The sequence below is a fragment of the Falsihalocynthiibacter sp. BN13B15 genome, assembly GCF_041205415.1.
Classification (GTDB): domain Bacteria; phylum Pseudomonadota; class Alphaproteobacteria; order Rhodobacterales; family Rhodobacteraceae; genus Falsihalocynthiibacter; species Falsihalocynthiibacter arcticus.
Map to the genome: position 1 here is coordinate 82,359 of NZ_JBGFCE010000010.1, position 25,889 is coordinate 108,247.

Genomic DNA, 25,889 nt, shown 5'->3' on the forward strand with positions numbered 1-25,889 from the left:
ATCGCGGGGGCTTTTTGCGTTCTGGGGGCCGTTTATTCCGCCGCCCGACCCCTTTGAAGCGCCGCCACCTCTGCGCGCAACGCCCGCACTTCCTGCAAGATCATCGAGGTTTCCGCCGACATCGCTTCGCGCTCATCATGCGCCTCGGCACTCTGCTGCGACTGCATTGCATCCACAATCACACCGATAAACAGGTTCAAAACCGCAAAGGCCGTCATCACAATAAATGGCACAAACAACACCCACGACCACGGATAAATCTCCATAACGGGGCGCACAATGCCCATCGACCAGCTCTCAAGCGTCATAATCTGGAACAGCGTATAGGCCGAAGCGCCCAACGTCCCAAACCAGTCTGGAAAGGCCACGGCATAAAGTTTGGTCGAAATAACCGCGAAAACAAAGAAGATAAGCCCCAGTAACAGGACAATCGCGCCCATCCCCGGCAAGGCCTGCATAAGCCCATTCACCACGCGGCGCATCGACGGCACGGTTGAAACCAAACGCAAAACCCGCAAAATACGGAACGCCCGCAAAACAGCCAACGGTCCAACCGCAGGCAGCAAGGCAACCGCAACAATCGTGAAGTCAAAGATACGCCAAGGGTCGCGCCAGAATCCCCGAAAATCAACGGAAAGCCGCAGCAAAATCTCAACGACAAACAGCCCAAGAATAGTGACATCCATCACCTTTAAAAACGGTCCAGCAAATTTCATCGCTTGGGGCACGGTCTCCAACGCCAAAACAATCGCATTCACCACCACCAACACAATGATCGTCGGCTCAAACAGCCTATGATTTACAATTTGCTCAAGTCGTTTGCGAAGCATGCGAATTTTATCCATTTTTGGGCCAAGGGGAACGGCTGCTGCTTACGCTATTTTCAGGATCACATGCAAGCAAGCCCTCCGTCGCTTCTGCTATGATCCGCCGATCCGACGCGCCGAAAAATTGTGCTGCAAACGAAAAGCGGATTTTGCATGAATTGACAAAGGATTAGGCAACCGTTTCTATACCTCATACTTTATGAACGTCTCGCCCCAAAGCCCCTGAGGTTCCTCCTTGCAAACTGCCGACAAAATCATCGCCCAACTCAATCTCGCGCCCCACCCCGAAGGCGGCTATTACCGCCAAACGTGGCAAGCCGATAACGAAGGTCGCGCGGCGGGAACTTGCATTTATTTTCTGCTGAAGGAAGGCGAAGCAAGCCATTGGCATTGGGTTGATGCCGCCGAGATTTGGCACTATTACGCGGGGGCGACGTTAACACTTTCCATCGCCGAAACCGCCCAAGGCCCCGCCATTGACCATTGCCTTGGCCCCGACGTGCTCGCCGATCAAATCCCGCAAATTCTCGTGCCGCCAAACCACTGGCAAGCCGCCAGAACCAACGGCGCGTTTACCCTCGTCGGCTGCACCGTTTCGCCCGGATTTGAATTTGCGAAATTTACCCTCGCCCCGCCAGATTTCGACATCCCGCGCGGCTAATTTCCGGCTCAAAAATGTTTAAAAACTTTAAAAAAGCCCCTCTCAGGAGTTTAAAGTTTTTAAACTTCCTTGCGTAACGCCCCTGTCGGCTCGCTCAAAATGCCGCCGCCAATTGGCACCCGCACCCCCGTCGTTCCGGGCGCCGAGGTCGTCAAACCGCGCGCAACCCGCACCGCCAAAAAGCCGAACGCTTGCGCCTCAAGCATGTCCCCATCAAGGCCAGCATTCTCAACCGGCGCCACAGGGCAGTCCATAAACATCGACAACATCGACATCAAAGTGACGTTTTTGCGCCCACCTCCACAGACCAAAACCCCCTGCGGAGGGCTCGGACAATGCTCAAGCCCCTTCGCCGCCGAGGCCGCAACCATCGCCGTCACTGTGGCCACCGCATCGGCGTCATCCATGTGACCAACCCAATCCGCGATATCTGGAAAACTATCTCTATCCAATGACTTAGGAGGCATACGATAGAAATACGCATCCTCAAGAAACTGCTCAACCAGCGCCTCATCAACTTCGCCATCCGCCGCCAAAGCGCCATCTTTGTCAAAGGATTCTCCGCGACGCGCGAGCATCAAATCATTGATCGGCGCATTCGCAGGCCCCGTGTCAAACGCGAGCAACGCACCATCCTCTTCGGGGTAACTGGCGCTGGGATCAACCCACGTCATATTGCCAACCCCGCCCAAATTCAAAAATACAATCGGCCCTTCAGTGCCAATAAATTTCGCACAGGCAAAGTGGAAAAACGGCGCAAGCGGCGCACCTTCCCCCCCCATTTCCACATCACTTGACCGGAAATCCCACACCACCGGACAGTCCAAAACCTCCGCCAAAACGCGGCCATTTCCCGCCTGATGTGTGCCACGACCATGAGGTTCATGAGAAAGAGTTTGTCCATGAAAACCAATGAGTTGCGGGCGCTGAAACTGGCTCAAAACATTGGCATGGACAGTCTCGACCGCCTCAGCAGCCTCCTCCACACCAGCATCCCCTGGCCACAGTCCAAAGGCCGCCGCAATCGGCGCGCTCTCTTCGGAGGAATACGGATGATACGCACTTTCACCAAACTCGAAGATTTCCTCGCCATCCGTCAAAATTGCAGCGGCATCGACCCCGTCAAGCGACGTTCCAGACATCGTTCCGATCGACCAAATTGCCCCAGCTTCCAACATGTACTTCCCCTTTGTGCGCAGCCCCCTTATACCCAGAGGCGTTAACGAATAGAATGGACCAAATGACGATGACCTACCACCCAAAATCAGAGTTTATGCGTGTGATGATCGACCGCGGCTATTTGGCCGACTGCACCGATTATCAATCGCTTGACGAAGCGCTGATCGCAGGCGTCGTTCCGGCCTATATCGGGTTTGACGCCACGGCGAATTCCTTGCACGTGGGCAGCTTGATACAAATCATGATGCTGCGCTGGCTGCAAAAATCTGGCCACAAACCGATCGTTTTGATGGGCGGCGGCACGACCAAGGTTGGCGACCCTTCCTTTCGGGCGGATGAGCGGCCTTTGTTAACGGATGACCAAATCAACGCCAATATCGACGGTATCAAACAGGTGTTCTCGGCCTATGTAACCTTTGGTGACGGCGTGACAGATGCGGTGATGGTGAACAACGCCGAATGGCTTGACGGGTTGAACTATCTTGAGTTTTTGCGCGACATTGGGCGGCATTTCTCGGTCAACCGTATGTTGGCGTTTGAGAGCGTAAAGTCGCGCCTTGATCGCGAACAGAGTCTGAGCTTCCTTGAATTCAACTACATGATTCTCCAAGCCTATGATTTTCTTGAGCTAAACCGTCGCTACGGCTGTCTCCTTCAGCTTGGTGGGTCGGATCAATGGGGCAATATTGTCAACGGGATCGACCTTACGCGCCGCGTTCTGGACCACCAAATTTATGGCATGACGTCGCCCCTTTTGACGACGTCGGATGGCAAGAAAATGGGCAAGTCGCAAGATGGCGCTGTTTGGCTCAATCCAGCGATGCGCAGCCCGTATGAATTCTGGCAATTCTGGCGCAATACGACGGATGCCGACGTAGGCCGTTTTCTCAAGCTTTATACCGAACTGCCGATTGAGGAATGTGACCGTTTGGGCGCCCTTGAAGGGTCCGAAATCAACGCTGCGAAAATCCTCCTCGCCAATGAGGTCACGACCCTCGCGCATGGTGCAGAGGCCGCAAAGACCGCCGAAGAGACGGCACGCGAAGTGTTTGAAAAGGGCGGGATTGGTGATGACCTGCCAACTGTGACCCTGAGTGCCGAAGACATTGGCGACGGCATTTCAATCGTCCAACTTTTGGTCAAATCGGGCTTGGTGAAATCAGGCAAAGAAGCCAAACGCCTGATCTCGGAGAACGGCGCAAAGGTTAACGACGAGGCCCTAACAGACGCGGGGTTGATGATCAATGTGGCGGCGCTTGCAGCCCCGATGAAGCTGAGCGCGGGCAAGAAACGCCACGCCTTGATTGTTGCACAAGGCTAATCGCCGAAGTTACAGGAGAACGCGCCCATTGCGGCGCGTTCTCTATTTGAGCATCCATTTTCCGTCTGGCCAAAAGGCGTGAAACGCAAAGGCAAACAGCACGTCATGCGGCACATCCGCGCCAGTGCTTGCGTCTTTGACACGGATGCTGCCAACCTCGCGACTGGTGGCGATATCGGCTTTATCCAGAGCACTGGTTTGGCCCTCACGCCACGTGATTTTGACCCCATTTTCAGTAACTTCTCCGACTTCAGACAGGCGATCCAACGGCCATGCGGCATCCCCGACACGTACAACGCGCATCAGAGGCGAAATGCCATGCGGCGGATTTTCACCCCGATATAAAAACGGCTGACTTGAACTGTCATAGCCACGATAGGGATTCTGGCCATAACTACGCGGCCAGTCTGGCTCCTTCATCACAAGGCCATTTGGATTGCGCGCCTTGAACTGGTCAAAACCCTCCATCCATGCGGGCAATTGCGTCAGTTCGTCGCCCGTATGCACGCCGACAATGCCCGTTCCAATCGCTTGTTGCCACCAGCTTTCGGTCTCGCGATCAAACATCACCATATCCGAGTTGCGCAGCTTGCCTGACACGCCAAATGTGAGCAAGTCGCCTCCCAAACGGCGATCAAAAACCATACCTGAGTTGCACAGGGGACAGAAGGTCACGGCCACAGGGATATCGCCCACGTCGTCATTGACGATTTCATGCCATGTGAGGTAGCGAATTGGGTAGGCGCGCGGCGTTTCCCCTTTTATTTCCAAGGTGATAACCGGCTCGCGGCCACCGATTTTTGCCTCGTCAGAAGCGGCTATAAATGACGGATCTGACAGAGCTGGAATGCCATCTTTGGGCGGGCCACCGGAGAGGATTTCGGACCAATCGTCAATGGTTGTGGTGGTGAAATCGGTGCTGGGCCATTCGGATTTCCACGCATCGGGATTTGCCGCTGCAAGGCTTGCGCTGCAGATAAAAACAAGGGTCAATAGATGGGACTTGGGTGTCATAGCTTCCTCCTGTTGATCAGAGGAGTGTGACAAGGACGGGCCGCGAAATATAGCCCCTCTCACGCGGTCTTGAACCCGCGTCATTCCGTAAAAAAGCGCCCACCGTTAGATGGCGGGCGCTAACTCTTATTCTACGACGGTAACTGTCGACATATAGTCAGGGTCGGAAACCGATCCGCCCTGCCCTGTGCCGAGTTTGATCGCGTCAACCACGTCCATACCTGCGATCACATGGCCGACAACGGTGTATTGACCGTCCAAATGGGGCGCAGGGGCGAACATGATGAAGAACTGACTGTTCGCAGAATCGGGACTTTGCGAACGGGCCATGCCCACAGCGCCGCGGTTGAACGTCTCAGCCGAGAATTCGGCTTTCAGATCCTCATAAACCGAGCCGCCAGTGCCCGCGAGATCCAAGTCTCCGTCCATCTTCGCGTTTTCGACGTCGCCTGTTTGCGCCATGAAACCGTCGATAACACGGTGAAATGCCACATTGTCATAGGCGCCTTCGTTGGCGAGGGTCACGATACGTTCAACGTGTTTGGGGGCAACGTCTGACAATAGATCGATGACGATCTGCCCTTCTGTGCCACCAGCGACGTCAATCACGAGGTTTGGGCCCGGCCCATCTTCGGCAAGCGCGGTCTGTGCATTTGCGGTTTGATCCATCATGAACCAAGCGCCAAAAACAGCGACGCCCAGAATGCCAAGACCCGCTGCAATCATGTCATTGTTACGCATCGGCGGCAACTTTCATGCTGATCATACGATCGGGATTTTCAGGAGGCTCGCCCACAACGATTGCGTCGACGTGTTCCATGCCTGATTTAACTTGACCATAGACAGTGTATTGACCGTTCAAGAAGTCATTGTCGGAAAAGTTGATGAAAAACTGGGAGTTAGCCGAGTTTGGGTTGGCCGAACGCGCCGCACCAATCGAGCCGCGTGCGTGGGGAATTTTAGAGAATTCTGCTGGAACATCAGGCATCTCGGAGGCACCAGTGCCAGCGCGACGCAGGTTAAAATCGTTTTCCATGTTGCCATGCGCCACGTCGCCAGTTTGCGCCATAAAGCCAGGAATGACGCGGTGGAACGCGACGTTGTCATAGGCACCAGAGCGCGCCAGTTCTTTCATTCGTGCAACGTGGGCAGGTGCCACATCAGGAAGCAATTCGATGACGACAGTGCCGCCTTTTAGTTCGAGCAAGATTGTGTTTTCGGGATCTTTGTAATCAGTCATTTCAATGTCCTTATAGCGTGGTTTGCCTAAACTTATGCGCGATAGAGCCAAAGGAAAAGAGGCAAATGCTTGACGCGAGCCGCAAGATACTGTGTGAAAGGGCAAATCACCTTCAAAACAGGAGCCGACACATGGCTTGGAAAACCCTCGACGACATGGATCTCGCCCAAAAACGCGTTTTGGTCCGTGTGGATATCAACGTGCCGGTTGCCGATGGAGTCGTCACCGACGACACGCGCATTCAACGTATCGTGCCGACGGTACGCGATATTTTGGCCCGTGGCGGCAAACCCATTTTGATGGCGCATTATGGTCGTCCCAAGGGACAAGTGGTTCCAGAGATGAGCTTGCGGATCGTTTTGCCAGCCCTTTCGGCGGCCCTTGGCCAAGAGGTTAGCTTTGCCGACGGGCAATATAGCGCGGCGGTTGCAGCGATGAAAGACGGCGAGGTTTTGTTGCTGGAAAACCTCCGGTTTGCGCCGGGCGAAGAGAAAAACGACCCCGCATTTGCTGCACGTTTGGCGGGATTGGGCGACATTTACTGCAACGACGCGTTTTCCGCCGCCCACCGCGCACATGCTTCCACCGAAGCGATCGCACGCCTTTTGCCGTCTTGTGCGGGCCGTTTGATGCAGGCGGAATTGTCCGCGCTTGAGGGCGCACTTAGCACCCCGAAACGCCCCGTAATGGCGGTTGTTGGTGGCGCGAAAGTCTCTACAAAACTTGAACTTTTGGGCAATTTGGTGGCCAAAGTTGATCACCTTGTCATCGGCGGCGGCATGGCGAATACCTTCCTTGCGGCGCAGGGGATCAATGTCGGAAAATCGCTGGCCGAGCATGAGATGACGGGCACGGCGTTGGAGATTTTGGCCAAGGCTAAAACCGCCAATTGTAATGTGATCCTGCCCGTAGATGTTGTGGTTGCGTGGGAATTTTCCGCTAATACAAAGAACGAAACGGTTGCCGCCGACGCCTGCCCCGCCGACGCGATGATTTTGGATGCTGGCCCCGCCACGGTCGCGATTATTTCGCAAGCTATGGCCGCCAGTGAAACCCTGATTTGGAATGGCCCCCTTGGTGCGTTTGAAATTGCACCGTTTGATACCGCGACCAATGCCGCTGCCGAGCAAGCCGCAGCCATGACCAAAGCTGGCAACTTGATCTCGGTTGCTGGCGGAGGCGACACGGTTGCCGCGCTTAACAAAACCGGAGCCGCCGAGGACTTCACCTATATCTCAACCGCGGGTGGCGCTTTTCTTGAGTGGATGGAAGGCAAAACCCTTCCGGGCGTTGCCGCTCTCGAAGGGTAATTTTTCCCAATAATCCAAAAGGCGCGCCTTTTTTTTGCGCAACTTTGTTCCATTATGTGAAATTCAACGCATCATTTCAGACTGTTAGCGCAATCATCCGTCATGTTAACGCTATCAAACTTGAAACCACCTCCCTGCTCTGTATGACGACCCTATGGCCCAAAAAACATCTGCCAAAGAGGACATCATCCCATGAGAGCTACCCCCATCGTTCAGCAAATTCTTTCCAAATATGAAGGCGAGACGCCCGGCGTAAAAGCCAATCTCTGCCGCATCCTGATGAACGGGGAACTCGGAGGCACGGGGAAAGTGATTATCCTTCCCGTTGACCAAGGGTTTGAACATGGTGGCGCGCGCAGTTTCGCGGCCAACCCTGCCGCCTATGACCCCCACTATCACTATCAACTTGCCATCGACGCGGGCCTAAATGCTTTTGCCGCGCCGCTTGGTTTGCTTGAAGCTGGGGCAGACACTTTTGCAGGGCAAATCCCGACGATCCTCAAGGTGAACTCGGCGAATTCCTTGATCCCCAATGCGGCTCTGAAAGACCAAGCGATTACCGCAAGTGTTGACGATGCGCTGCGCATTGGCGCCTCGGCGATTGGCTTCACAATCTACCCCGGCTCCTCAGCTGGGCTTGATATGTTCGAAGAAATCAGCGCTATGCGCGAAGAAGCCGCGGCCAAAGGTGTGGCGACGGTAATCTGGTCCTACCCTCGCGGCGAAGCGCTTGATAAAAATGGTGAAACTGCGATCGATATCGCGGCCTACGCGGCGCAAATCGCGGCCCTTCTTGGGGCACATATCATCAAAATCAAGCTCTCGACCGACCATCTCTCCCTCCCTGAAGCCAAAGCGGTTTATGAGGAACAGAAGATTGATATCTCGACCCAAGCTGCGCGCGTGAAGCATTGCATGGACGCGAGTTTTGCCGGTCGTCGAATTGTTGTTTTCTCGGGCGGCGCCAAAAAGGGTGCGGACAGTGTGTATGACGATGCCCGCGCCATTCGCGACGGTGGCGGCAATGGGTCGATCATTGGCCGCAACAGTTTCCAACGGGATCGCGCCGATGCGCTGGCCATGTTGAGCAAGCTGGTCAACATCTACAAAGGCAACGAATAAGCCTCCTTCGCGCCAGTTCAAAAAACAATCAAAACCCCGGACACGCGTCTGGGGTTTTTTCGTTTTAGAACAGTGTCGTAAAAAAGTGATCATTCTGTGAATCAAGGGATTCACATGGGGAATCACTTGTGACATAAAGGGGGAGTGATCCTCCATAGAAGGGGACGCAATGAGGCAGATATGAGTTATGTGAAGAAACGCCCCGCATATGGGGTTCTATTGTTCGGTGCTGGCGCGGTTGCGCTGTCCGTCTATTTTACCTTTGCCGCCGTTCAAGGCGATTACGGGGTGTTTCATCGCATTCAAATTCAAGCAGAAGTTGAAGTGCTCAAGGGTGAGTTGGAGGCCATTTCAGGTGAAGTGCGCGTGATGAAGAATAAGACCCATCGCCTGTCGGATGAGTACCTTGATCTTGATCTTCTGGATGAGCAAGCCCGCACCGTTCTTGGCCTTGTGCGCAGCAACGAAATCGTCGTTCGTTAATCTGTTAACGCGCTGAATTAACTCCCCCTTTAGGGAGTCGTAAATTTCTCCCTCGCTTTTTGCTCCCGTATGGAATATATATAGTTTAACGTTAAACTATATTCAAATCCACCTTTGCTTAGCGATAGAGGAGAAACCTATGGCCGCTCGGAAAACGTCAAAGAAACCAAATGTTTCTAAAGACGAACTGCTTACGTATTACCGCGAAATGTTATTGATCCGTCGATTCGAAGAAAAAGCGGGACAGCTTTATGGCATGGGTTTGATCGGTGGTTTCTGTCACCTGTACATTGGCCAAGAGGCCGTTGTGGTTGGCATTGAGGCCGCGACCGAAGAAGGCGACAAACGCGTCACCTCTTACCGCGATCACGGACATATGTTGGCCTGTGGCATGGACCCTAAAGGCGTTATGGCAGAACTTACCGGACGCGAAGGTGGCTACTCCAAAGGTAAGGGCGGCTCAATGCACATGTTTAGCAAAGAGAAGAACTTCTACGGCGGCCACGGGATCGTTGGCGCACAGGTGCCAATTGGTGCGGGCCTTGCTTTTGCCGACAAATATCTCGGCAACGACCGCGTATCCTTTGCCTATTTCGGCGATGGCGCAGCGAACCAAGGACAAGTTTACGAGACATTCAACATGGCCTCGCTTTGGAAATTGCCCGTTGTCTTCGTGATTGAGAACAACCAATACGCTATGGGCACCAGCCTTCAGCGCGCGTCCTCTTCCCCCGAACTTTATACACGCGGCGCAGGGTTTTCGATCCCCGGCGAAGCGGTCGATGGCATGGATGTGCTCGCGGTCAAAGAAGCAGCAGCCAAAGCCATTGCCCATTGTCGCGCTGGCGAAGGCCCTTATATTCTCGAAATGAAAACATATCGTTATCGTGGTCACTCAATGTCGGATCCGGCGAAATATCGCACGCGTGAAGAAGTTCAGAAGATGCGCGAAGAACGCGATTGTATCGATCAAGTGCGCACGATGTTGCTGACCGGTGATCATGCGACCGAAGATGAGCTAAAAGCCATAGATAAAGAGATCAAAGCGACCGTGAACGAGGCGGCAGAATTTGCCAAAGAAAGCCCCGAGCCCGCGCTCGCCGAGCTTTACACAGATATTTACGCCTAAGCGGACAGAGGAGACTTATACAATGGCTACAGAAATTCTAATGCCCGCGCTTTCCCCGACTATGGAGGAAGGCACATTGGCAAAATGGCTGGTTAAAGAAGGCGACGTTATCGAGAGCGGCATGATTATGGCCGAGATCGAGACCGACAAAGCGACGATGGAATTCGAAGCGGTCGATGAAGGTGTGATGGGCAAAATCCTGATCGCGGAGGGCACCGAAGGCGTCCCCGTCAACACACCGATTGCGATCTTGCTCGAAGAAGGCGACGACGCCAACGCCACGCCCGCGGCAGCGGCCACACCCGATGCCGCCACAGCTACTACATCTGCGGCGGTTGAGGCTGCGGCCCCTACCCCTGCGGTTGCAGCAGCGCCTGTACAGGTCAAAGTGCCAGACGAAACCGAAATCCCAGCGGGCACCGAAATGCGCCCAACAACAGTTCGCGAAGCCATCCGCGACGCGATGTCCGAAGAAATGCGACGCGACGACACTGTGTTCCTTATGGGCGAAGAAGTTGCCGAATACGAAGGCGCTTATAAGATTTCTCAAGGCATGTTGAATGAGTTTGGCGCCAAGCGCGTGATCGACACCCCAATCACCGAGCATGGGTTTGCGGGCATTGCCACCGGCGCGTCGTTCGGCGGTTTGCGTCCGATTGTGGAGTTCATGACCTTCAACTTCGCGATGCAAGCGATTGACCAAATCCTCAATTCAGCCGCCAAAACGCTATATATGTCGGGCGGTCAAATGGGCGCACCTATGGTGTTCCGCGGACCAAACGGTGCTGCGGCTCGTGTTGGCGCACAGCACAGCCAGTGTTATGCGGCATGGTATGCGGCAATCCCCGGCCTTAAAGTTGTCATGCCCTATTCGGCGGCAGACGCTAAAGGATTGATGAAAACCGCGATCCGCGACAACAACCCAGTGATCTTCCTTGAGAACGAAATTCTCTATGGCAAGACTTTTGATGTGCCCGTCATGGATGATTTCACCGTGCCGTTTGGTAAGGCCAAAATCTGGCGTGAAGGCACGGATGTGACCATCGTGTCCTTTGGGATTGGCATGACTTATTCCCTCGAAGCTGCGGATAAATTGGCCGAAGAAGGCATCTCGGCTGAGGTCATAGATCTGCGCACCTTGCGCCCAATCGACTATGACACGGTTCTGAAATCTGTGATGAAAACAAACCGTTGTGTGACTGTCGAAGAAGGCTATCCGGTGGGTGCCATCGGCAACCACATCTCGGCCACGATTATGGAACGCGCCTTTGACTATTTGGATGCACCCGTAATCAATTGCACAGGCAAGGACGTTCCGATGCCCTATGCTGCCAACCTTGAAAAACTTGCCTTGATCACAACGGCTGAAGTAATCGACGCCGTGAAACAAGTAACTTATCGTTAAGGAGAAACCGGATGCCAATCGAAATACTCATGCCCGCGCTTTCTCCAACGATGGAAGAAGGCACCCTCGCAAAATGGCTCGTTAAGGAAGGCGATACCGTCTCTTCTGGCGACCTGATTGCGGAAATCGAAACCGACAAAGCCACCATGGAATTTGAAGCCGTGGACGAAGGCGTTATTGGTAAAATCCTCGTTGCCGAAGGCACCGAGGGAGTTGCCGTCAACACTCTGATTGCTGTTCTCTTAGAGGATGGCGAAAGCGCAAGTGACATTGGTGCACCTGCTGCGGCCAAGAAAACAGAAGCCGCACCAGAAAAAGCAGAAAGTGTTGAAACAAGCCCGGCTGCCGCGTCTACCCCAGCAGCCCCCGCTGCGGCCTCGGGTGAACGCCTCTTCGCCTCCCCACTTGCGCGGCGGATTGCTGCGGATAAAGGTCTCGACTTGAGCGCTATTTCAGGATCGGGTCCAAAAGGACGGATCGTAAAAGCTGATGTAGAGAATGCAACGGCAGCGCCTAAATCCGCGCCAGCCACTTCTGCGGCTCCAGCCAAAGCGGCCCTAGCAACCGGAGCAGATGCAAGCCAAGTTGCCAAGATGTACGCAGATCGCGACTACGAAGAAATCACCCTTGACGGTATGCGCAAAACAATTGCTGCCCGCCTGACCGAAGCCAAGCAAACGGTGCCGCACTTCTATCTACGCCGTGATATCAAACTTGATGCTTTGCTCAAATTCCGTGGCACCCTCAACAAGCAGCTTGAAGCCCGTGGAGTAAAACTCTCGGTCAATGACTTCATCATAAAAGCGGTGGCGCTCGCCCTGCAACAAGTGCCTGAAGCCAACGCCGTATGGGCTGGGGATCGTGTACTTCAGATGAAATCCTCGGATGTTGCTGTTGCAGTCGCCATTGAAGGCGGTCTGTTTACCCCAGTGCTCCAAGATTCGCAGATGAAATCGCTCTCAGCCCTCTCCGCCGAAATGAAAGATTTGGCTGCGCGTGCGCGGACTCGCAAACTTGCGCCACACGAATATCAGGGCGGTTCGTTCGCGATTTCAAACCTCGGTATGTTTGGCATCGATAACTTTGATGCCATCGTGAATCCTCCACATGCTGGCATTTTGGCTGTGGGCGCCGGCAAGAAACGCCCTGTGGTTGGCGACGACGGCGAACTGACCGTCGCGACAGTTATGTCAGTCACCATGTCGGTCGACCACCGTGTTATTGACGGGGCGATTGGGGCGAACCTACTCAATGCAATCGTTGAAAACCTCGAAAACCCGATTGCGATGCTGGCTTAATTAGAAGTTACTGTTCAAACAAAAACGCCGGCGCTGTGAAGCGCCGGCGTTTTTGTTTTCAGTGTTCGTAAATCCCTATTTACCGATCACTTGGTTCATTGAAATCGAAGGCTGAGGGCATCCCGCTTCGCCCACAACCTTGGCAGGCACGCCAGCAACAGTTGTGCATGGCGGTACTTCGTGAAGTACAACCGAACCTGCCGCAATCCGACTGCAACGTCCGACTTTAATGTTGCCAAGAATTTTCGCGCCAGCTCCAATCAAGACGCCATCACCGATTTTCGGGTGGCGGTCGCCGCTCTCTTTGCCCGTGCCACCTAAGGTCACCGACTGCAAGATTGAAACGTTGTCGCCAACCACTGCGGTGCCACCGATAACAATCGAATGGGCGTGATCCATCATAATGCCTTTGCCGACTCTGGCCGCCGGATGTATATCGATGCCAAAGGCTTCGGAAATACGCATTTGTAAAAAGAACGCCATATCGAAACGCTCTTTTTTCCACAACCAGTGCCCAATCCGATAGGCTTGCATGGCCTGAAATCCTTTGAAGTAAAGGATGGGCTGAATATAACGATTACAGGCTGGATCCCGTTCGTTCACGGCAACAAGGTCTGCACGCGCGGCTTCAATCAAACTCGGATCGTCGGCATAAGCTTGATCTGCAATTTCCCGCAGTATCTGTTCCGACATTTCCGGCGACGCCAGCTTTAACGACAAACGGTACGCCAAGGCACCTTCTAGAGACGCATGATGCAGGAGAGAGCCGTGTAACATGCCGCCCATCAAAGGCTCGTCACGCACCGCCTCCTCTGCTTCATGGCAAATTCGCGACCAGACAGGATCAATCTCACTAATGTTTTTCTGCGCTTTCGCCATGATGTACCCTTTCAATTTCACCCCAGTCTACAACAGATAGGGAGAAATCAACAATCGCAAAGGTGTGATACAACATATTCGAAGAAGTTATGGAACTATGCTCGGTTTCGTTGCTTCATGCGCCACGCCAATAAACATTCAAATGTTAGCGCTAAAATCCCACAGTATTCCAAATCATCCAAGTACGGCTCCTTTGCTTGAGGACGCATATTCGCCGCCGCCATAAGGCTACCGTTTCCCCATAGCGGATGACACCGGCCGGTGGATTTTCGGTATTTATCCGCAGCCTCTGCCTCCGTCAGCATGAGTTGAAAAGCACTAACACGCCTCCTCTCTGGAAAACAAAGAAGAGCGCGCGCCGCTGCGGTCATATCCCCGTGCAACACAGGCCGCATTTAAATGCTCGGAATCGTGAGTGAGTAATAGTGGATGGCTAGACGAACAGTCCCACTTGCAAAATCACCTCCGTCGGCCGTTAAAAGTAGGGAGGTAGGACTGTACTCGGTATACGGGGACGACAACGTACCACGTACATAGGAATTTGATGCGAGGCCCAGGCCGCTTCCAAACTGACTCAGGGACCCAGACTTCCCCAAACTCCAACTTGTCAGCGTCCCAGTCACGTCGCTCACGACCACTCCCGATACGCCAAAAAGCATCGCATGGGAGGGAATCATAACAGCGGTTGAGTTGGAACTTCCCGCGGAGATAACATGATCAAACTCCAAGACAGAAAACCCTGATTTCGCCCCGTTGGGTGATTGTGCAACGGCGCCCTGAGCCCAAGTCGATCCATCAAACAGAGCTAAATAAGCCTGATCTGCAATCCAGGCTCTCCAGCCCGTTTGAGGATTGGAAAAGACCCATCCTCCATTGGAAAAAATTGCGACCTCGCCATCATGGCCAGCCCATGCATTCACCCCTCCGATTGGCACACCATAGGATGCCCCGTCCGACGCGGACAACGGCGGCGTCCCCGTTGAAATTGAGATCAAAATCAATTGGGTTAACCCATCCAGTTTCGCGAGGCTTTCGTTGACCGTAATATGCTTTTGCGCTTGGCTCGGCTGTACCAATGGCAAGCCCAAATTTCCAGTATTAGTCATTGATTTCAATCCTTCTAAAGGGGCCAGCACCAAAACGCTGGGAGACTTGGGCAACTTCCAACCCAAAGGGAGCACTCACACCATCTTGGGCGATCTGAGCTGTGGTATAGGTGTAGTTTGAGGAGGTCGTCGTGACCTCTCGGACGATATTATTTCCGTCCAAAACACGCAAAATATAGCTTTCGGATTCTTCATTTAAAGGGACATCAATTCCCGACCATGTATCGCCGCCAAATCGTGTGCGCCGGATCCACGAAACTTCCAAGTTTGCTCCGTCATGCTTTCCTTGAACATGCACGGGCGCGTATGGGCGCAAGCCTATGCCTTGAAATGCTTCGCTGATGTAAACATAACTCGGATCGTCGAAAGACCGTGTCGATGGACCTATTCGATAATGACGTTCCAGCCCTTGTGAGGCGGCCGAAATGTCGATTTGTTGGGGCGTACCATTCAGCAAAACAAAGTGACTTCCCACAGGCCAGCTGTCTGGGACGATTGCGTCACTGCCCAATTGACCGCGAAGCCGCAAACTTAATTCATAGGTATCTTTGTCAACGAGAGTGGCTTCGGCAAATTGGAACACCTCCCAATTCTCGCTAGTTCCATCCCCGATGGCGGCTAAATTCCTTCCGTTCAACAGTCCTTCCCAAGTCATGGAGGACAAGGCTCCTCCGTAAACTTTTACCCGAAGTGGTGCGCCCCGATCTGGCAATCCAGTGTGAGCTTTTACCAATGCAGTTCGTGTTTCACCAATCGTTGAGGATGTACCAACGAGTGTATTTAGCGTGTATCCCGCATCTTCCGAAGATCCATAAACAGCAACTGACCCAGGCCAGGGCGTGGCGGTAATAGCAAGGTGAGGAGCGTTGGGGTTTTCGTCCCCTGACAGTAGTGGTAAATCCAAAAAGACCGGATACACGGGAACCGGAGCGGTAAACCCCCGAACGCCAATTGGCTCCGATGTGGCGTCACTTGGCGTGTAAATCTCGTGCTCAACGCGAACCGCGTCCAGAATTTGAGCACCCCCCTGTTCTACATTATCAACCCTATAGAGCGCCTCCCCACCGGCTTCTTCAAAGCGTAGAATATCTCCGGCACCAATCTCCATTTCTGACATCGGCATAGCAAAGCGCACAGTGTCACGAGCAACCCGGCTTTCTGCCAACCAGCGTTCCACAATTGCGCGCGCTTCGGTTTGCGTCAAAGCAAGAGGCAACTCAGACTGGGAGACCATATAGGTCACCTCGTCTGGATGAATGGCCTCTGTAGCGCGAACTTCAAAATCGCCATCGTTTTCAACAAAGGTCAGGCGAATTCGGCCAGCCACTTCCGCGACGGGTGCTCTTGAAGTCTGAACGAGAGCATCCTGATCTGGGAGGATCGCAAGCTTTTCAGTTTCAATATCCAAATCTGGCAAGCCGCTTCGCGTTTTGAAAACCAAAGTGCCATCGCGCTCAATGGCTTCGAATCCATAAGCAAGCATCAGCGGTTGCAAGGCTGACCGCGCGCCAGAAATATCCGAAACTTGGTACCCTCGCACGAACCCGTATAACTTCGATGTATCGTAATCCTTGACGCCCGATCTCTCACATATCTCAGCGACAACTGAGGAAAGGGATCTTGCACCAGTACGACCGTTCAGCCAGTGACCGCGCTCATAGTTCTTACCGTCGCTCCAAACACTGAGGGCGTTTGGAAAATATGGGTAGGGTCGCGCATCCCATGCCCAAACATGCGCTTTTTTCATGTCGAGCATTTGAATTCCAGTATCATCGGATACAGGGTTATTGGCGGGGGTATTCCAATAGGAATACAGAGCGCGTAAGTATTGCATTTGAACAAAATCGTCCCGCGTGCCATCTGAGTGGTTCGGAAGGCTGCTTTCACTCGATTTTGCATCAATAAATTTGTTGGGTTGATTTGTACCTTTATTCACAGCCGCACAACCGATTTCCGTAAACCAGATTGGTTTACTACTAGGCGTCCAATTTGTTGATGTGGCCTGACGGATCCCACTTATGCGTTCATGATGAGGGTTCTGCCACCAGTTCTTTATGTCTTTATAGCGCCAAACCCATGCTTCGTCATACGCCCCATCTTCTATTGGCGTGCGGATTTGGGCAGCTCTCGCTTCTGAGGAATGGTAGTACCAGTCGTAGCCTTCCCCGCCCTCAATGTTGGATTTCAAGTAGTCCAAATTGTAAATCGAGCCCCAAGACGCATCGAGGTGATCTTGCCCCTCACGCCAGTCAGACATCGGCATATAGTTGTCAATTCCGATAAAATCGATATCTGCACACGCCCAGAGGGGGTCGAGGTGAAACAGCGCATCACCAGAACCATCCTGTGGATGATACCCAAAATATTCGCTCCAATCGGCCGCATATCCAATTTTTGTTTCACTCCCAAGAATGCTGCGAACATCTGCAGCAAGCGAAACCAATTGTGCAACGGCTGGAAAGCTTCCATTTGCGCCGCGAATTTGCGTCACTCCGCGCATTTCAGAACCGATACAAAATGCCGAAACTCCACCAGAAACTTCACACAAATGCGCGTAATGAAGTATGAACCTGCGATAACTCCACTCATCTGGCCCCGTGTAATTCACACCAGTTGCTGTTTGGTTGAAATCATTCGCAGACGCTGTGCCAAAGAAACTCTCGATCTCGTCCTCGGCGACCACAGTTTTATCAGGTGAACCAGACTGCCCAGGGGCCACAGAAAGTGTTATTCGACCGCGCCACGGAAGGGCCGGCTGATCGGCAGCCCCTGTATAAGGGTCGGACAATCCATTTCCGTCAATTTGATCCATCAAAATAAACGGATAAAAAACAACGTCTTGCCCCGAAGAATTGATATCAGTAATGGCTTCAATCACCGATTGGTCCGTGGGGGTGCCACCATAAATCGTTCGATCATCAATTTTGACGATTTCTTCCGCACCCAAACGATCCAAACTGGAAACCTGCCACGGCATTCCGAATCCATCAGAAATGGTTTGTTCAACTTTCGGCTTCAGTGAACAACTACCGGCCCTCAAATCATCGCCAAACCAACTCACAACCATCGATATAGATTTACACGCGGGCAACTCTTCTCGGAGCGCATCCATAGACGTCAAAAAATCTGTTTTCCCCGACGGAGAGTTGACGTTGACAGAAGTGTTCACACCTAAGCCACTCTGGAAATGGACTGGCGTCGTGGCCAAAGTATATTCCCCCGTCCCTGGTATTAAAGCCACGCCTTCAATCATATTGACGGGATCATCGACAGCATTTGTAATCTCGGGCTGTGCAGGCCGCACAACTTCAAAACTAAACTGAGGAAAACGATTTCCAAACTGCCCCAAAGGCAAGTCTTCAAACACGATATATGCAATTCCACGATAGGCGGGTACATTTCCCGCTCCTTGAATTGCCTCCATTTTCGGATCGGGCATCTGGGTACTGTCCCCCCGATAAAAGCGCATATTCAAGTTTTCGGACGATATTTCAACGCCATCGGCCCACACACGACCAACCCGTGTAATCTCGCCCTCACATAGTGCAACCGCAGCACTTACCGAGTACGCATAACTCGTGACCGATGGGCCTTTGGGCGCGCCTTTGCCACCACTGCGCGTGGTGCTTTTTTCTTCTTTGAAGCGCGTGGACCATATTACCTGCCCGGGTACGCGCATGCGCCCATAGAGTTGTGGGATTGCGGTACCTTCGCTCGCCCCCATAATCCGGAACCGATCCACGCGGCCGGTTTCGACGGCCTGCGATCCAGACCCCATAAGGCGTTGATCGATAACTCGGCCAAGGGTCGCACCAACAGCGCGCCCAATGATCGCAGACGAAATGCCAAGTGCTGCTCCCCCAAAAGAGGCGCCTAAACTATAACCAATCGCAGAAAGAACTATCGTCGCCATTAGGACCCCTCCTCGGGAAACTCAAATCGCGCCACAATTCGGCGCTGCCACGGCGCACTCAGGGGGCTTTCCAGCACCCCGTGCCCTGAATATGCATGAATAAAACTTGGCTCAGATCCGACATTCCCTTGAATGCCAAGATGCTTAGCAACAGCGCCAACGCGCATCCGAAACAACAGAACGTCCCCCATTGCCGCATGATCAAGGGGCTTCGCAATTAGATGCACAAGCGCGGCTTCCCAGAGTTCTTCAACCCCCTGAGGTTCGCTCCAGTCATTCGTATAGGCTGGCACCCGCGTTGGCTCAAACCCCAATACTTCCCGCCAAACCCCACGTAAAAGACCTAGGCAGTCAGTGCCCGCGCCTTTTTGCGACGCTTGGTGGCGGTATGGTGTCCGAAGCCACGAACGCGCGGCTTGTACGATCAACTCGCTTTGCATCAGCCCACCTCAACCGTTTGTTGAGAAGAAACAAGTTGGCCCCCTTCGTTAACGTCTCCCGATGACGGATAGCTCATAAGCCAATCTTCCCCAGGAATGTCTGGAAACCCTTGGTAGTTTAGAAAATTCTGGAATTTCAACTGGCACGTTTTTACACGTTTGTCACATCCAGCTTCAAACCGAACAAGATCACCGGAGTCCAACGACAATCGAAGGGCTTCCCAAAGTTCAATCGTGCGACCTTTGTCCGTGAGGCGGTCATTCTTGATAAAGCCAATAAGCCCTTTTGCATTCCCACTTAGAACTTTAAAACGACCGCGCTCAAACCACCGATCATCAAACCCTAGAAAGTCATCAAAAAACATCTCGCGCGCGTTTTTTATTGTCTCGACAGGACGCGTCGTAACATAGCCAGCAGTATCAAGATTAAAGCGGCAAGAATGATCTCCCAGTACAGCAGAGCAAGGTTTTTGGTAGGTCCGTCCTTGGGGTTGATTTAGCGCTTCTGTTAGACCGCGCAACTCAGCTTGAAACGCCCCATCTCCACGCGTCAATTCACCGATTGTACCGCGAAACTGGAGCGTTCTTTCGATTGGATTCTGCCAATTGACTAGCCACGCCAAAACCTGTGCCCCGTCATAGCGCCCGGCTGCGATATCTTCTTCGCGAATTGTGTCGCTGTTGAGCGCACCTAGGGCTTCAGTATTATCTACTGCAAGGCCCGTCGTTTGCTGTAGCGCACGCGCCGTAAGCCCCGTATTGGCGAGAAAATCAACGCCATCGAAGGCAATGTTTTCGTCGTGATCCGTAAAACCGAGGGAAATACCATCGGTTCGCGTAACGGCCCAACAGCGGCTAACACTCGTGATACCCGACTTAAGATGCGTTTTCAGTTCTGGAGAAAGTGTCATTATACACGCACCTCAACAATCGGCACATTTGGCACATCACCCGCTTGAAAGCTTGCAACGGACGTGTGGATTCTATCGGCATCGAAACGGACAGGGACGTCAAACTCAAAACCAGCCGTGATCGCGACGCCTACATCTGGTGGGTGCGAGAATGCGACGAGGCCCGTCGAAAAGTCGATGTCAAAATCGATACTTTCCTGTAGAATATCCCCCTGGATCCCAAGACGAACAGTCCCTTCAACGGGTTTTTTAATAGGCCGTGTATAGGTGTAGCTCCCAGACTCGTAAGTCTTATTGAGTTGCCACACGGCCTGCAATCCGTCCCCATGCGCGATGACTTGATCCTCAAACGTTGGCTCCATTGAGGGGCGTCCAGATTTAAAATCCGACCAGTCTTTCCACCGGAAGCCATGAAGTTGCCCGCGCCGCGCCTCAAAAAACGAAATCAACAACTCAATGTCATCAAGGGAGCGCATTCCAACACCCGCGTCATAGCGGCGCCGAGAATGCGCCCACGGCGTGTTGCGCTCTTCAAAACCATTGGCGAGCGTGACAACATCTGTCTTGCGTTCTGGTCCGCCAACAGACCCGAAACTCAAGGATGCTGGAAACCTTACCTCATGAAAACCCATCGTAATTCCTCCCTACGCGTTGCGCTGACCACGTCCCATGGCACGACTTAACTGCGCCGCGATTTGTCCCTGACTGCGCTGGAAACCCTGCGCATCTGGGGTACTAATGTTCATGGTAATATTCACGGGACGGCCTCCCCCTTGGGTTTTCACCCCGAGACTGCCATCTGCCCCCCGCGCCAAAGGCATGATCGCTTCCGGACCTGCCTCCCCCATCAAGCCCATGCCGCCACGCATCGGAAAGTTCATCGGGCCGGAAATCACGCCCCCCTTCGCAAACGGCATGACTTTGCCTTGAGTAAACGCTCCACCCTTTTGAAAGGGGATCGCACCGGAGACCGCATTGCTAACCGAGGTCGCAATGATTCCACCGAGTTGGTTGGTCACTGGCTTGATTGCTGCAGCATAAGCGGTATCGATCATGGACTTCGCTACCGTATTGAGAGCATCCGAAAGCTTCATGCCGTCAAACGCAAGCCCGTCAAATGCTCGCCGCAGCCCGCGTCCAATTCCTTTCGAGAGCGTATCAACTTCGTTGCCCGTTGCACTCAAAGTTTCGCGCATCTTGATCAATTCTGCATCAAATGCGGCCGCCATTGCCACCGCACCACTCATGCTGTTTTCAAGGGAGTCGACCCTCTCATCAAATTGGCCAATACCATCTACATCTTGGATCATGATCGCGCTCCTGATTTTTTATGTGTTCAAAACGTCGGGATACAGGCGCGACAAATCCTCAAGCCGGCTGCGGCTCAAGGGCATTTGTTGTTCCTCGCTGCCCAACATCATCATCAATTCCGCCGGGGTGAGCCGCCAAAACTCTTCTGGTTGAAGGCCCAATCCGCGAAGCCCCGCACGCATAAGCGCAGGCCAGTCCATGCCGTATCCTTCTCCAATCGCCACTAAAGCGCTCCGGCTTCAGAGGTTCCGGGGATGGTGAACGCAAGGACCAACAATTGTGCCGCAATACGGGCTGCTTCAATCGGTCCGCCCGCAATATCGGCCTGCAATAAGTCCTCACTGCGCCCTTGCCACCCACCGCCGCGAAGCCCAGCTACAATGAGTGCCAGAACATCGCGCGTGGAGTATTTGCCCGATTCAAAACGCTCAACCAAGTCAATGAGCGTTCCCGTTGCCAGCGTACTTTCGAGCTCAGCGAGTGACCCAAGCGTTAGCTTGAGAGCGCGACGTTCCCCATCCAGAGTAAGCTCAACCTCTCCTGCCCACGGATTCGCCATTACAGCGCTGTGAACTGAAGCGCGCCCGCAGACGCCATCGACAAGTCGTAGGTTGCCTCGCCATTGTGGCTTCCCGAGTATTCAATCGAGTTCACTTGAAACGGCCCTTCGACAACGCCGAAATCGGGTATAATCACCTGAAAATTCGGAATTTCTCCGTCGAAGAAAATTTGGCGCGCACGCTCATTGGTTCCCTCATCTTTGAAAATCCCCGAACCACTAATCGAGGCTGTTTTTACCCCCGCACCGCCGAGCAATTCGCGCCAACCGCCTTGGCTCTCAAGGCTCGTGACATCCACGCTCTCTGCATTAAAACTGATCCGCGTGGCCCGAAGCCCAGCGATAGTCTCAAACAACCCGCCACCGGTCATGTCGAGCTTGATAAGTAGGTCTTTGCCGTTTTGGGCTACCATGGTCATTACTCCAAAATTTGGGATTATTAGTCTTCCACGCGAGCGCGAAATCTCAGATCGATCCGGCGCATTTCGCTGTTTCCGACACGCCGAGCTATGGCGCGTTCAAAATTCAAATAAATCAGTTTTCCGCGGCTCAACCGTAGGTCTGCATCAACCAATCGGTCCGATATCACGGCCGCAATTGTCTTGGCTGTTTGAAAGCCAGCAGCATCCGTCACCACACTGATCGTAAAGGTATGCAACGCCCCGTGGCCCTGACCATCCGAGCGGTCACGCACGTCTTCTGGCCCCAAACTCACATAGGTTTCGGGCAGAGTTCCGGAGGGCGGATTGTCATAAACCGCATCCCCTACGAGCGACACCAACGCTGAACTCGATGTCAGGCGTTGGTAAATCGCCGCCTGAAGTGCGGCTGAAACACCATAGCTCATGACACCACCTCTTCTTGACAGATGCAGACCAAATACTGACCACTCTCATAGGCATCGGTCACCGCTTGAATGCGATAAATCCGTGCCCCTTCAATAAAGCGTTGATCGGCTTTGGGTCGACTAGGCGCACCATACGGTGCCGCACGGACTGTGATCTTGAGGCTCGTCGACGAGATCGTCAAAAAGTCGCCCGCTTTCTCGCGGGCAGCGCCGGGATCAATGGCGGCCCAATGGGTACCAAGGGCGGCCCATTTCTCAACGAACCCGCCAGAGTTATCCGCCACCCGTTCAGGTGCCTCAAGCACAAGCTGCCGATTTAATTTCGGAACGCTCATGCCACACCCCCACCTAGAATTCGAACTGTCCGGAAAGGCTCAATCAGCGATGACACACCAAATGGCATAGACCCGCGATTGCCTTCCCCTTCGGTCCGATGCTCGTAGAAATGCGCCGCAAGCAAGAACATCGCTTGCCCCAAATCCGCCGGCATCCCTTCCCAAGCACCACTAAATCCAGCCGTAAAAATAACCTCGACAAGACCGCCAAGCGGAACGGTGGGTAGACACGCGCCAGTGGCCTGAATTTTTGGCCGCTGATTATCGCGCTGCAACACATAGCGAGTAGGATCAACAAGCGTCGCATCCCCCAAACGATCCTTCACCGTGAGACTGTTGATGGCGGACACGGGTGCCACTGGTAGCGCCTGCTCCGAAAGGCCGCGCCAACCCGTAAGCTCCCACTGAAACGCGCGTTCAATCATCATTTTACCGGTTCGGGCTTCAATCGCGGCCATCGCGGCCCGTAGACAAGTATTCAAAACATCGTCCTGAAAACCGTCATCGGCAAACCCGGTGCCCAACCGCAGGTGGTCTTTAAATCCCTGAATCGGCAATGCCGAAGTGGGAACTGTGGTCTGCTCGATTAACATCATGGAAACTCTCCGAAATATCGATTTTCATGTACCGTTTGAGGTGCAAAATGGCGCTCCCCTCAGCCCGTTTCAAAGGGCGCGCACCTACCGTGTCGCTCGGACGGAGGGGAGCAGCTAGACAACACGGCCCATAAGATGCGCGCCCCAGCATCCCTCCCTAAAAAAGGGAGGGATCATTCACCACAAGCCTTAGCTCACGGAGAATTTCAGAACCTTGATCGCCGCAAAGTCGCTCACGTCGCCGCCCACACGTTTCGTCGCATAGAACAGAACGTTTGGTTTGGCAGAGAACGGATCGCGCAACACGCGCAAATCGGGGCGTTCGGCGATGGTATAGCCATTGGAGAAGTCGCCAAATGCAATCGCATTCGCTCCCAAAGCAATGTCAGGCATGTCTTCGGCAATCATCACAGGATACCCCATAAGACGCGCAGGTTCGCCGGCTTGAAGGCCATCGCTCCAAAGGAAACGGCCATCGGCGTCCTTCATTTTGCGCACCGCACCTGCCGTCTTGGAATTCATCACGAAGGTCGCATTGGCGCGATATTCGGCCCCAAGCGCATAGACCAAATCAACGATGGAATCCGAAGCATTTACGGAAGCAAAATCACCATCCTGGCCCGTGGCAACATAGCCAAGCTTGCCCCACGTCCATGACGCATTTGCAACGTCGGTTTTGGTCAAGAAACCCGTAGGCTTGTCAACACCATCGCCATTGATAAACGCCGCCGCCTCAGCACGGGCAAACTTGTCCGCAATCCGGCCCGCAAGCCAGCTCTCGATATCAAAGGCCGCGTCATCCAAAAGGCGTTGCGAGGCTTTTGGCAGGGCTGACAACTCATGAAGCGGAATAGCAATCCGGTCAAACGTCGGAGAAGACGTTTCAGACATCGGACCAACTTCATTCGCCCAACCCGTGCCGACTTCTGTGTGGTCCACAATCACGTCATAGGACGTCGCTTCGACCTCAACAACCGATGCAATCGAACGGATCGACGCCGTGGTATACAGCACGCCTTTGATGGTCTCGGAGGTTTTGGGATCCACAAGGTAGCCACCTTCGGCAGACACTGCCGTATTCATGGATTTCCCTTCAAGGACCAACCCGCGAAGCGCATCATCATCCCCAACGCGCAAATAGGCGTCGAAGGCTTTTTGATGGGGCGCAGATGTATCGGCATGAGCCGACAAAGCAGGGCGTTGGGCAGTCATATATTTACGTTCCAGCATGGTAAGTCGCTCTTCCTGTAATTTAACTTGTGATTTGGTTTCGTTATTTAACTCTTTGATATCGCTCACGAAGCCGGTCAGCGCGGTCTTTACCTCCGCGGTCGGCGACAGACCGTCAGACACAGCTGTCCCGGCCCGAGCCCTTGTCTCGTTTTTGCTCATTAAACAATCCTGTTTGAGAGGTTAGATCGCTGGCTCAGCTATCGTTGGCCAGCATGTAGCGAGCGTCATTTAGCACTCCCGCCAAATCCCGCATGAGGTCGCTTTCAAAGGGGGTTGCCCCTTTTGCGCCGACCCGCGCGTCTGGAAGCATGGGGAATGTCACAAGGGACACCTCCCATAATTCCAATTCCGTTAAGAGCCGCTGGCCCTTGTCATCTTTTGCCGCTTTCTTGGTACGGTACCCAATGGAAAGCCCGTCGATCGCGCCCGCTTTAATCAGCGCGGCCGCTTCGCGTCCCTTTTCCACTTCTTCAAGCAACCGGCCCTTCACATAGAGGCCTTTTGCGTCTTCACGCACCTCGTCCCAAAGGCCAATTGGCTGGGCGGGATCGTGTTGCCAGAGCATTTTCACACTCCGCCCTTTTGCCGCGAGATGCGCAAGCGAGCGTTCATAAGCTCCTTTTGCAACCACGTCGCCGCTCTGATCGCTTTTGCCAAAAAGACTCGCATAGCCTTCGATCTTAATGCCATCCGTAATCGTCACCCCGTCCTCGAAACGACAGAATTTTCGCTCAAGGCCCGTTTCTAATTCCTGTGAAGTCATGTCATTT

At 53.5% G+C, this 25,889-nt stretch carries 28 protein-coding genes; 8 read left to right on the plus strand and 20 right to left on the minus strand.

Going from position 1 to position 25,889, the window contains the following annotated elements; all coding sequences use genetic code 11:
• Window positions 1-32 precede the first annotated feature (32 nt).
• The gene (locus tag AB9F26_RS15880; protein ID WP_369768451.1) at window positions 33-830 is read right to left on the minus strand and encodes an ion transporter; all 798 of its coding nucleotides are present in this window, start codon (window positions 828-830) and stop codon (window positions 33-35) included.
• A gap of 232 nt (window positions 831-1,062) precedes the next feature.
• Between AB9F26_RS15880 and AB9F26_RS15885 the strand changes: the two genes are divergently transcribed.
• Complete coding sequence (locus AB9F26_RS15885) at window positions 1,063-1,488, plus strand: cupin domain-containing protein (protein WP_369768452.1); 426 nt, start codon at window positions 1,063-1,065, stop codon at window positions 1,486-1,488.
• 59 nt (window positions 1,489-1,547) lie between these two features.
• Here AB9F26_RS15885 and AB9F26_RS15890 read toward each other — a convergent pair whose 3' ends face one another.
• Entirely contained in the window at window positions 1,548-2,666 is a 1,119-nt protein-coding gene (locus AB9F26_RS15890) for an anhydro-N-acetylmuramic acid kinase (RefSeq protein WP_369756049.1), read from the minus strand.
• A 68-nt stretch (window positions 2,667-2,734) separates the two neighbouring features.
• Here AB9F26_RS15890 and tyrS point away from each other — a divergent pair, with 68 nt between their 5' ends.
• Complete coding sequence (gene tyrS, locus AB9F26_RS15895) at window positions 2,735-3,988, plus strand: tyrosine--tRNA ligase (RefSeq protein WP_335584311.1); 1,254 nt, start codon at window positions 2,735-2,737, stop codon at window positions 3,986-3,988.
• A gap of 42 nt (window positions 3,989-4,030) precedes the next feature.
• On the opposite strand, the gene AB9F26_RS15900 is transcribed toward tyrS, so the two are convergent.
• From AB9F26_RS15900 to AB9F26_RS15910, 3 genes are all read right to left on the minus strand, one after another.
• Window positions 4,031-5,002 (minus strand): DUF3179 domain-containing protein, encoded by a 972-nt coding sequence (locus tag AB9F26_RS15900; protein WP_335584241.1) that lies wholly within the window; start codon window positions 5,000-5,002, stop codon window positions 4,031-4,033.
• 126 nt (window positions 5,003-5,128) lie between these two features.
• Window positions 5,129-5,743 (minus strand): peptidylprolyl isomerase, encoded by a 615-nt coding sequence (locus tag AB9F26_RS15905; protein WP_369768454.1) that lies wholly within the window; start codon window positions 5,741-5,743, stop codon window positions 5,129-5,131.
• Entirely contained in the window at window positions 5,736-6,242 is a 507-nt protein-coding gene (locus AB9F26_RS15910; RefSeq protein WP_039002075.1) for a peptidylprolyl isomerase, read from the minus strand. Before AB9F26_RS15910 ends, AB9F26_RS15905 begins: the two co-directional genes overlap by 8 nt.
• Before the next feature lie 131 nt (window positions 6,243-6,373).
• Here AB9F26_RS15910 and pgk point away from each other — a divergent pair, with 131 nt between their 5' ends.
• The 6 genes from pgk (at window position 6,374) to AB9F26_RS15940 (ending at window position 12,989) form a co-directional block, all read left to right on the plus strand.
• On the plus strand, window positions 6,374-7,552 hold the full coding sequence (pgk, locus tag AB9F26_RS15915; protein WP_369768455.1) for a phosphoglycerate kinase: 1,179 nt from the start codon (window positions 6,374-6,376) through the stop codon (window positions 7,550-7,552).
• 192 nt (window positions 7,553-7,744) lie between these two features.
• A complete protein-coding gene (locus AB9F26_RS15920; RefSeq protein ID WP_335584244.1) occupies window positions 7,745-8,674 on the plus strand; it encodes a class I fructose-bisphosphate aldolase in 930 nt (309 codons plus the stop codon).
• Between the two features lie 180 nt (window positions 8,675-8,854).
• The gene (locus AB9F26_RS15925) at window positions 8,855-9,157 is read left to right on the plus strand and encodes a septum formation initiator family protein (protein WP_335584245.1); all 303 of its coding nucleotides are present in this window, start codon (window positions 8,855-8,857) and stop codon (window positions 9,155-9,157) included.
• Between the two features lie 139 nt (window positions 9,158-9,296).
• Window positions 9,297-10,286 (plus strand): pyruvate dehydrogenase (acetyl-transferring) E1 component subunit alpha, encoded by a 990-nt coding sequence (gene pdhA / locus AB9F26_RS15930; RefSeq protein ID WP_335584246.1) that lies wholly within the window; start codon window positions 9,297-9,299, stop codon window positions 10,284-10,286.
• A 22-nt stretch (window positions 10,287-10,308) separates the two neighbouring features.
• Complete coding sequence (locus AB9F26_RS15935; protein ID WP_335584247.1) at window positions 10,309-11,691, plus strand: pyruvate dehydrogenase complex E1 component subunit beta; 1,383 nt, start codon at window positions 10,309-10,311, stop codon at window positions 11,689-11,691.
• Between the two features lie 11 nt (window positions 11,692-11,702).
• Complete coding sequence (locus AB9F26_RS15940) at window positions 11,703-12,989, plus strand: pyruvate dehydrogenase complex dihydrolipoamide acetyltransferase (RefSeq protein ID WP_335584248.1); 1,287 nt, start codon at window positions 11,703-11,705, stop codon at window positions 12,987-12,989.
• 75 nt (window positions 12,990-13,064) lie between these two features.
• Here the strand turns inward: AB9F26_RS15940 and cysE are convergent, their stop codons facing one another.
• The 15 genes from cysE to AB9F26_RS16015 all read right to left on the minus strand — a co-directional run bounded on the left by cysE (window position 13,065) and on the right by AB9F26_RS16015 (window position 25,882).
• Entirely contained in the window at window positions 13,065-13,868 is an 804-nt protein-coding gene (gene cysE / locus AB9F26_RS15945; protein ID WP_039002068.1) for a serine O-acetyltransferase, read from the minus strand.
• A 395-nt stretch (window positions 13,869-14,263) separates the two neighbouring features.
• Window positions 14,264-14,974, minus strand: a complete 711-nt coding sequence (locus tag AB9F26_RS15950; RefSeq protein WP_335584249.1) for a DUF2793 domain-containing protein — start codon at window positions 14,972-14,974, stop codon at window positions 14,264-14,266.
• Entirely contained in the window at window positions 14,967-18,887 is a 3,921-nt protein-coding gene (locus tag AB9F26_RS15955; protein WP_369768457.1) for a glycoside hydrolase/phage tail family protein, read from the minus strand. The genes AB9F26_RS15950 and AB9F26_RS15955 overlap by 8 nt, the downstream gene beginning before the upstream one ends.
• On the minus strand, window positions 18,887-19,327 hold the full coding sequence (locus AB9F26_RS15960) for an NlpC/P60 family protein (protein WP_335584251.1): 441 nt from the start codon (window positions 19,325-19,327) through the stop codon (window positions 18,887-18,889). The genes AB9F26_RS15955 and AB9F26_RS15960 overlap by 1 nt, the downstream gene beginning before the upstream one ends.
• Window positions 19,327-20,238: a DUF2163 domain-containing protein gene (locus tag AB9F26_RS15965; protein WP_369768458.1), complete on the minus strand. Its 912-nt coding sequence runs from the start codon at window positions 20,236-20,238 to the stop codon at window positions 19,327-19,329. Before AB9F26_RS15965 ends, AB9F26_RS15960 begins: the two co-directional genes overlap by 1 nt.
• Window positions 20,238-20,870: a DUF2460 domain-containing protein gene (locus AB9F26_RS15970; protein ID WP_335584253.1), complete on the minus strand. Its 633-nt coding sequence runs from the start codon at window positions 20,868-20,870 to the stop codon at window positions 20,238-20,240. The genes AB9F26_RS15965 and AB9F26_RS15970 overlap by 1 nt, the downstream gene beginning before the upstream one ends.
• Window positions 20,871-20,882: 12 nt before the next feature.
• Entirely contained in the window at window positions 20,883-21,545 is a 663-nt protein-coding gene (locus tag AB9F26_RS15975; protein WP_369756107.1) for a phage tail tape measure protein, read from the minus strand.
• Window positions 21,546-21,566: 21 nt separating this feature from the next.
• Window positions 21,567-21,773 (minus strand): rcc01693 family protein, encoded by a 207-nt coding sequence (locus tag AB9F26_RS15980; protein WP_369757902.1) that lies wholly within the window; start codon window positions 21,771-21,773, stop codon window positions 21,567-21,569.
• Window positions 21,773-22,108 (minus strand): gene transfer agent family protein, encoded by a 336-nt coding sequence (locus AB9F26_RS15985; RefSeq protein ID WP_369768459.1) that lies wholly within the window; start codon window positions 22,106-22,108, stop codon window positions 21,773-21,775. The genes AB9F26_RS15980 and AB9F26_RS15985 overlap by 1 nt, the downstream gene beginning before the upstream one ends.
• Window positions 22,108-22,521 carry a phage major tail protein, TP901-1 family gene (locus tag AB9F26_RS15990; protein ID WP_369768460.1) on the minus strand — a complete coding sequence of 138 codons (414 nt, stop codon included), beginning with the start codon at window positions 22,519-22,521 and terminating at the stop codon, window positions 22,108-22,110. The genes AB9F26_RS15985 and AB9F26_RS15990 overlap by 1 nt, the downstream gene beginning before the upstream one ends.
• Window positions 22,522-22,547: 26 nt before the next feature.
• Window positions 22,548-22,955 (minus strand): DUF3168 domain-containing protein, encoded by a 408-nt coding sequence (locus AB9F26_RS15995; protein ID WP_335584257.1) that lies wholly within the window; start codon window positions 22,953-22,955, stop codon window positions 22,548-22,550.
• Window positions 22,952-23,290 (minus strand): phage head closure protein, encoded by a 339-nt coding sequence (locus AB9F26_RS16000; RefSeq protein WP_335584258.1) that lies wholly within the window; start codon window positions 23,288-23,290, stop codon window positions 22,952-22,954. Before AB9F26_RS16000 ends, AB9F26_RS15995 begins: the two co-directional genes overlap by 4 nt.
• Window positions 23,287-23,886 carry a head-tail connector protein gene (locus AB9F26_RS16005; protein WP_335584259.1) on the minus strand — a complete coding sequence of 200 codons (600 nt, stop codon included), beginning with the start codon at window positions 23,884-23,886 and terminating at the stop codon, window positions 23,287-23,289. Before AB9F26_RS16005 ends, AB9F26_RS16000 begins: the two co-directional genes overlap by 4 nt.
• Before the next feature lie 189 nt (window positions 23,887-24,075).
• Window positions 24,076-25,278, minus strand: a complete 1,203-nt coding sequence (locus tag AB9F26_RS16010) for a phage major capsid protein (RefSeq protein WP_335584260.1) — start codon at window positions 25,276-25,278, stop codon at window positions 24,076-24,078.
• Between the two features lie 34 nt (window positions 25,279-25,312).
• Window positions 25,313-25,882, minus strand: coding sequence for an HK97 family phage prohead protease (locus AB9F26_RS16015; RefSeq protein WP_369768461.1), 570 nt, complete (start codon window positions 25,880-25,882; stop codon window positions 25,313-25,315).
• Window positions 25,883-25,889: the final 7 nt, after the last annotated feature.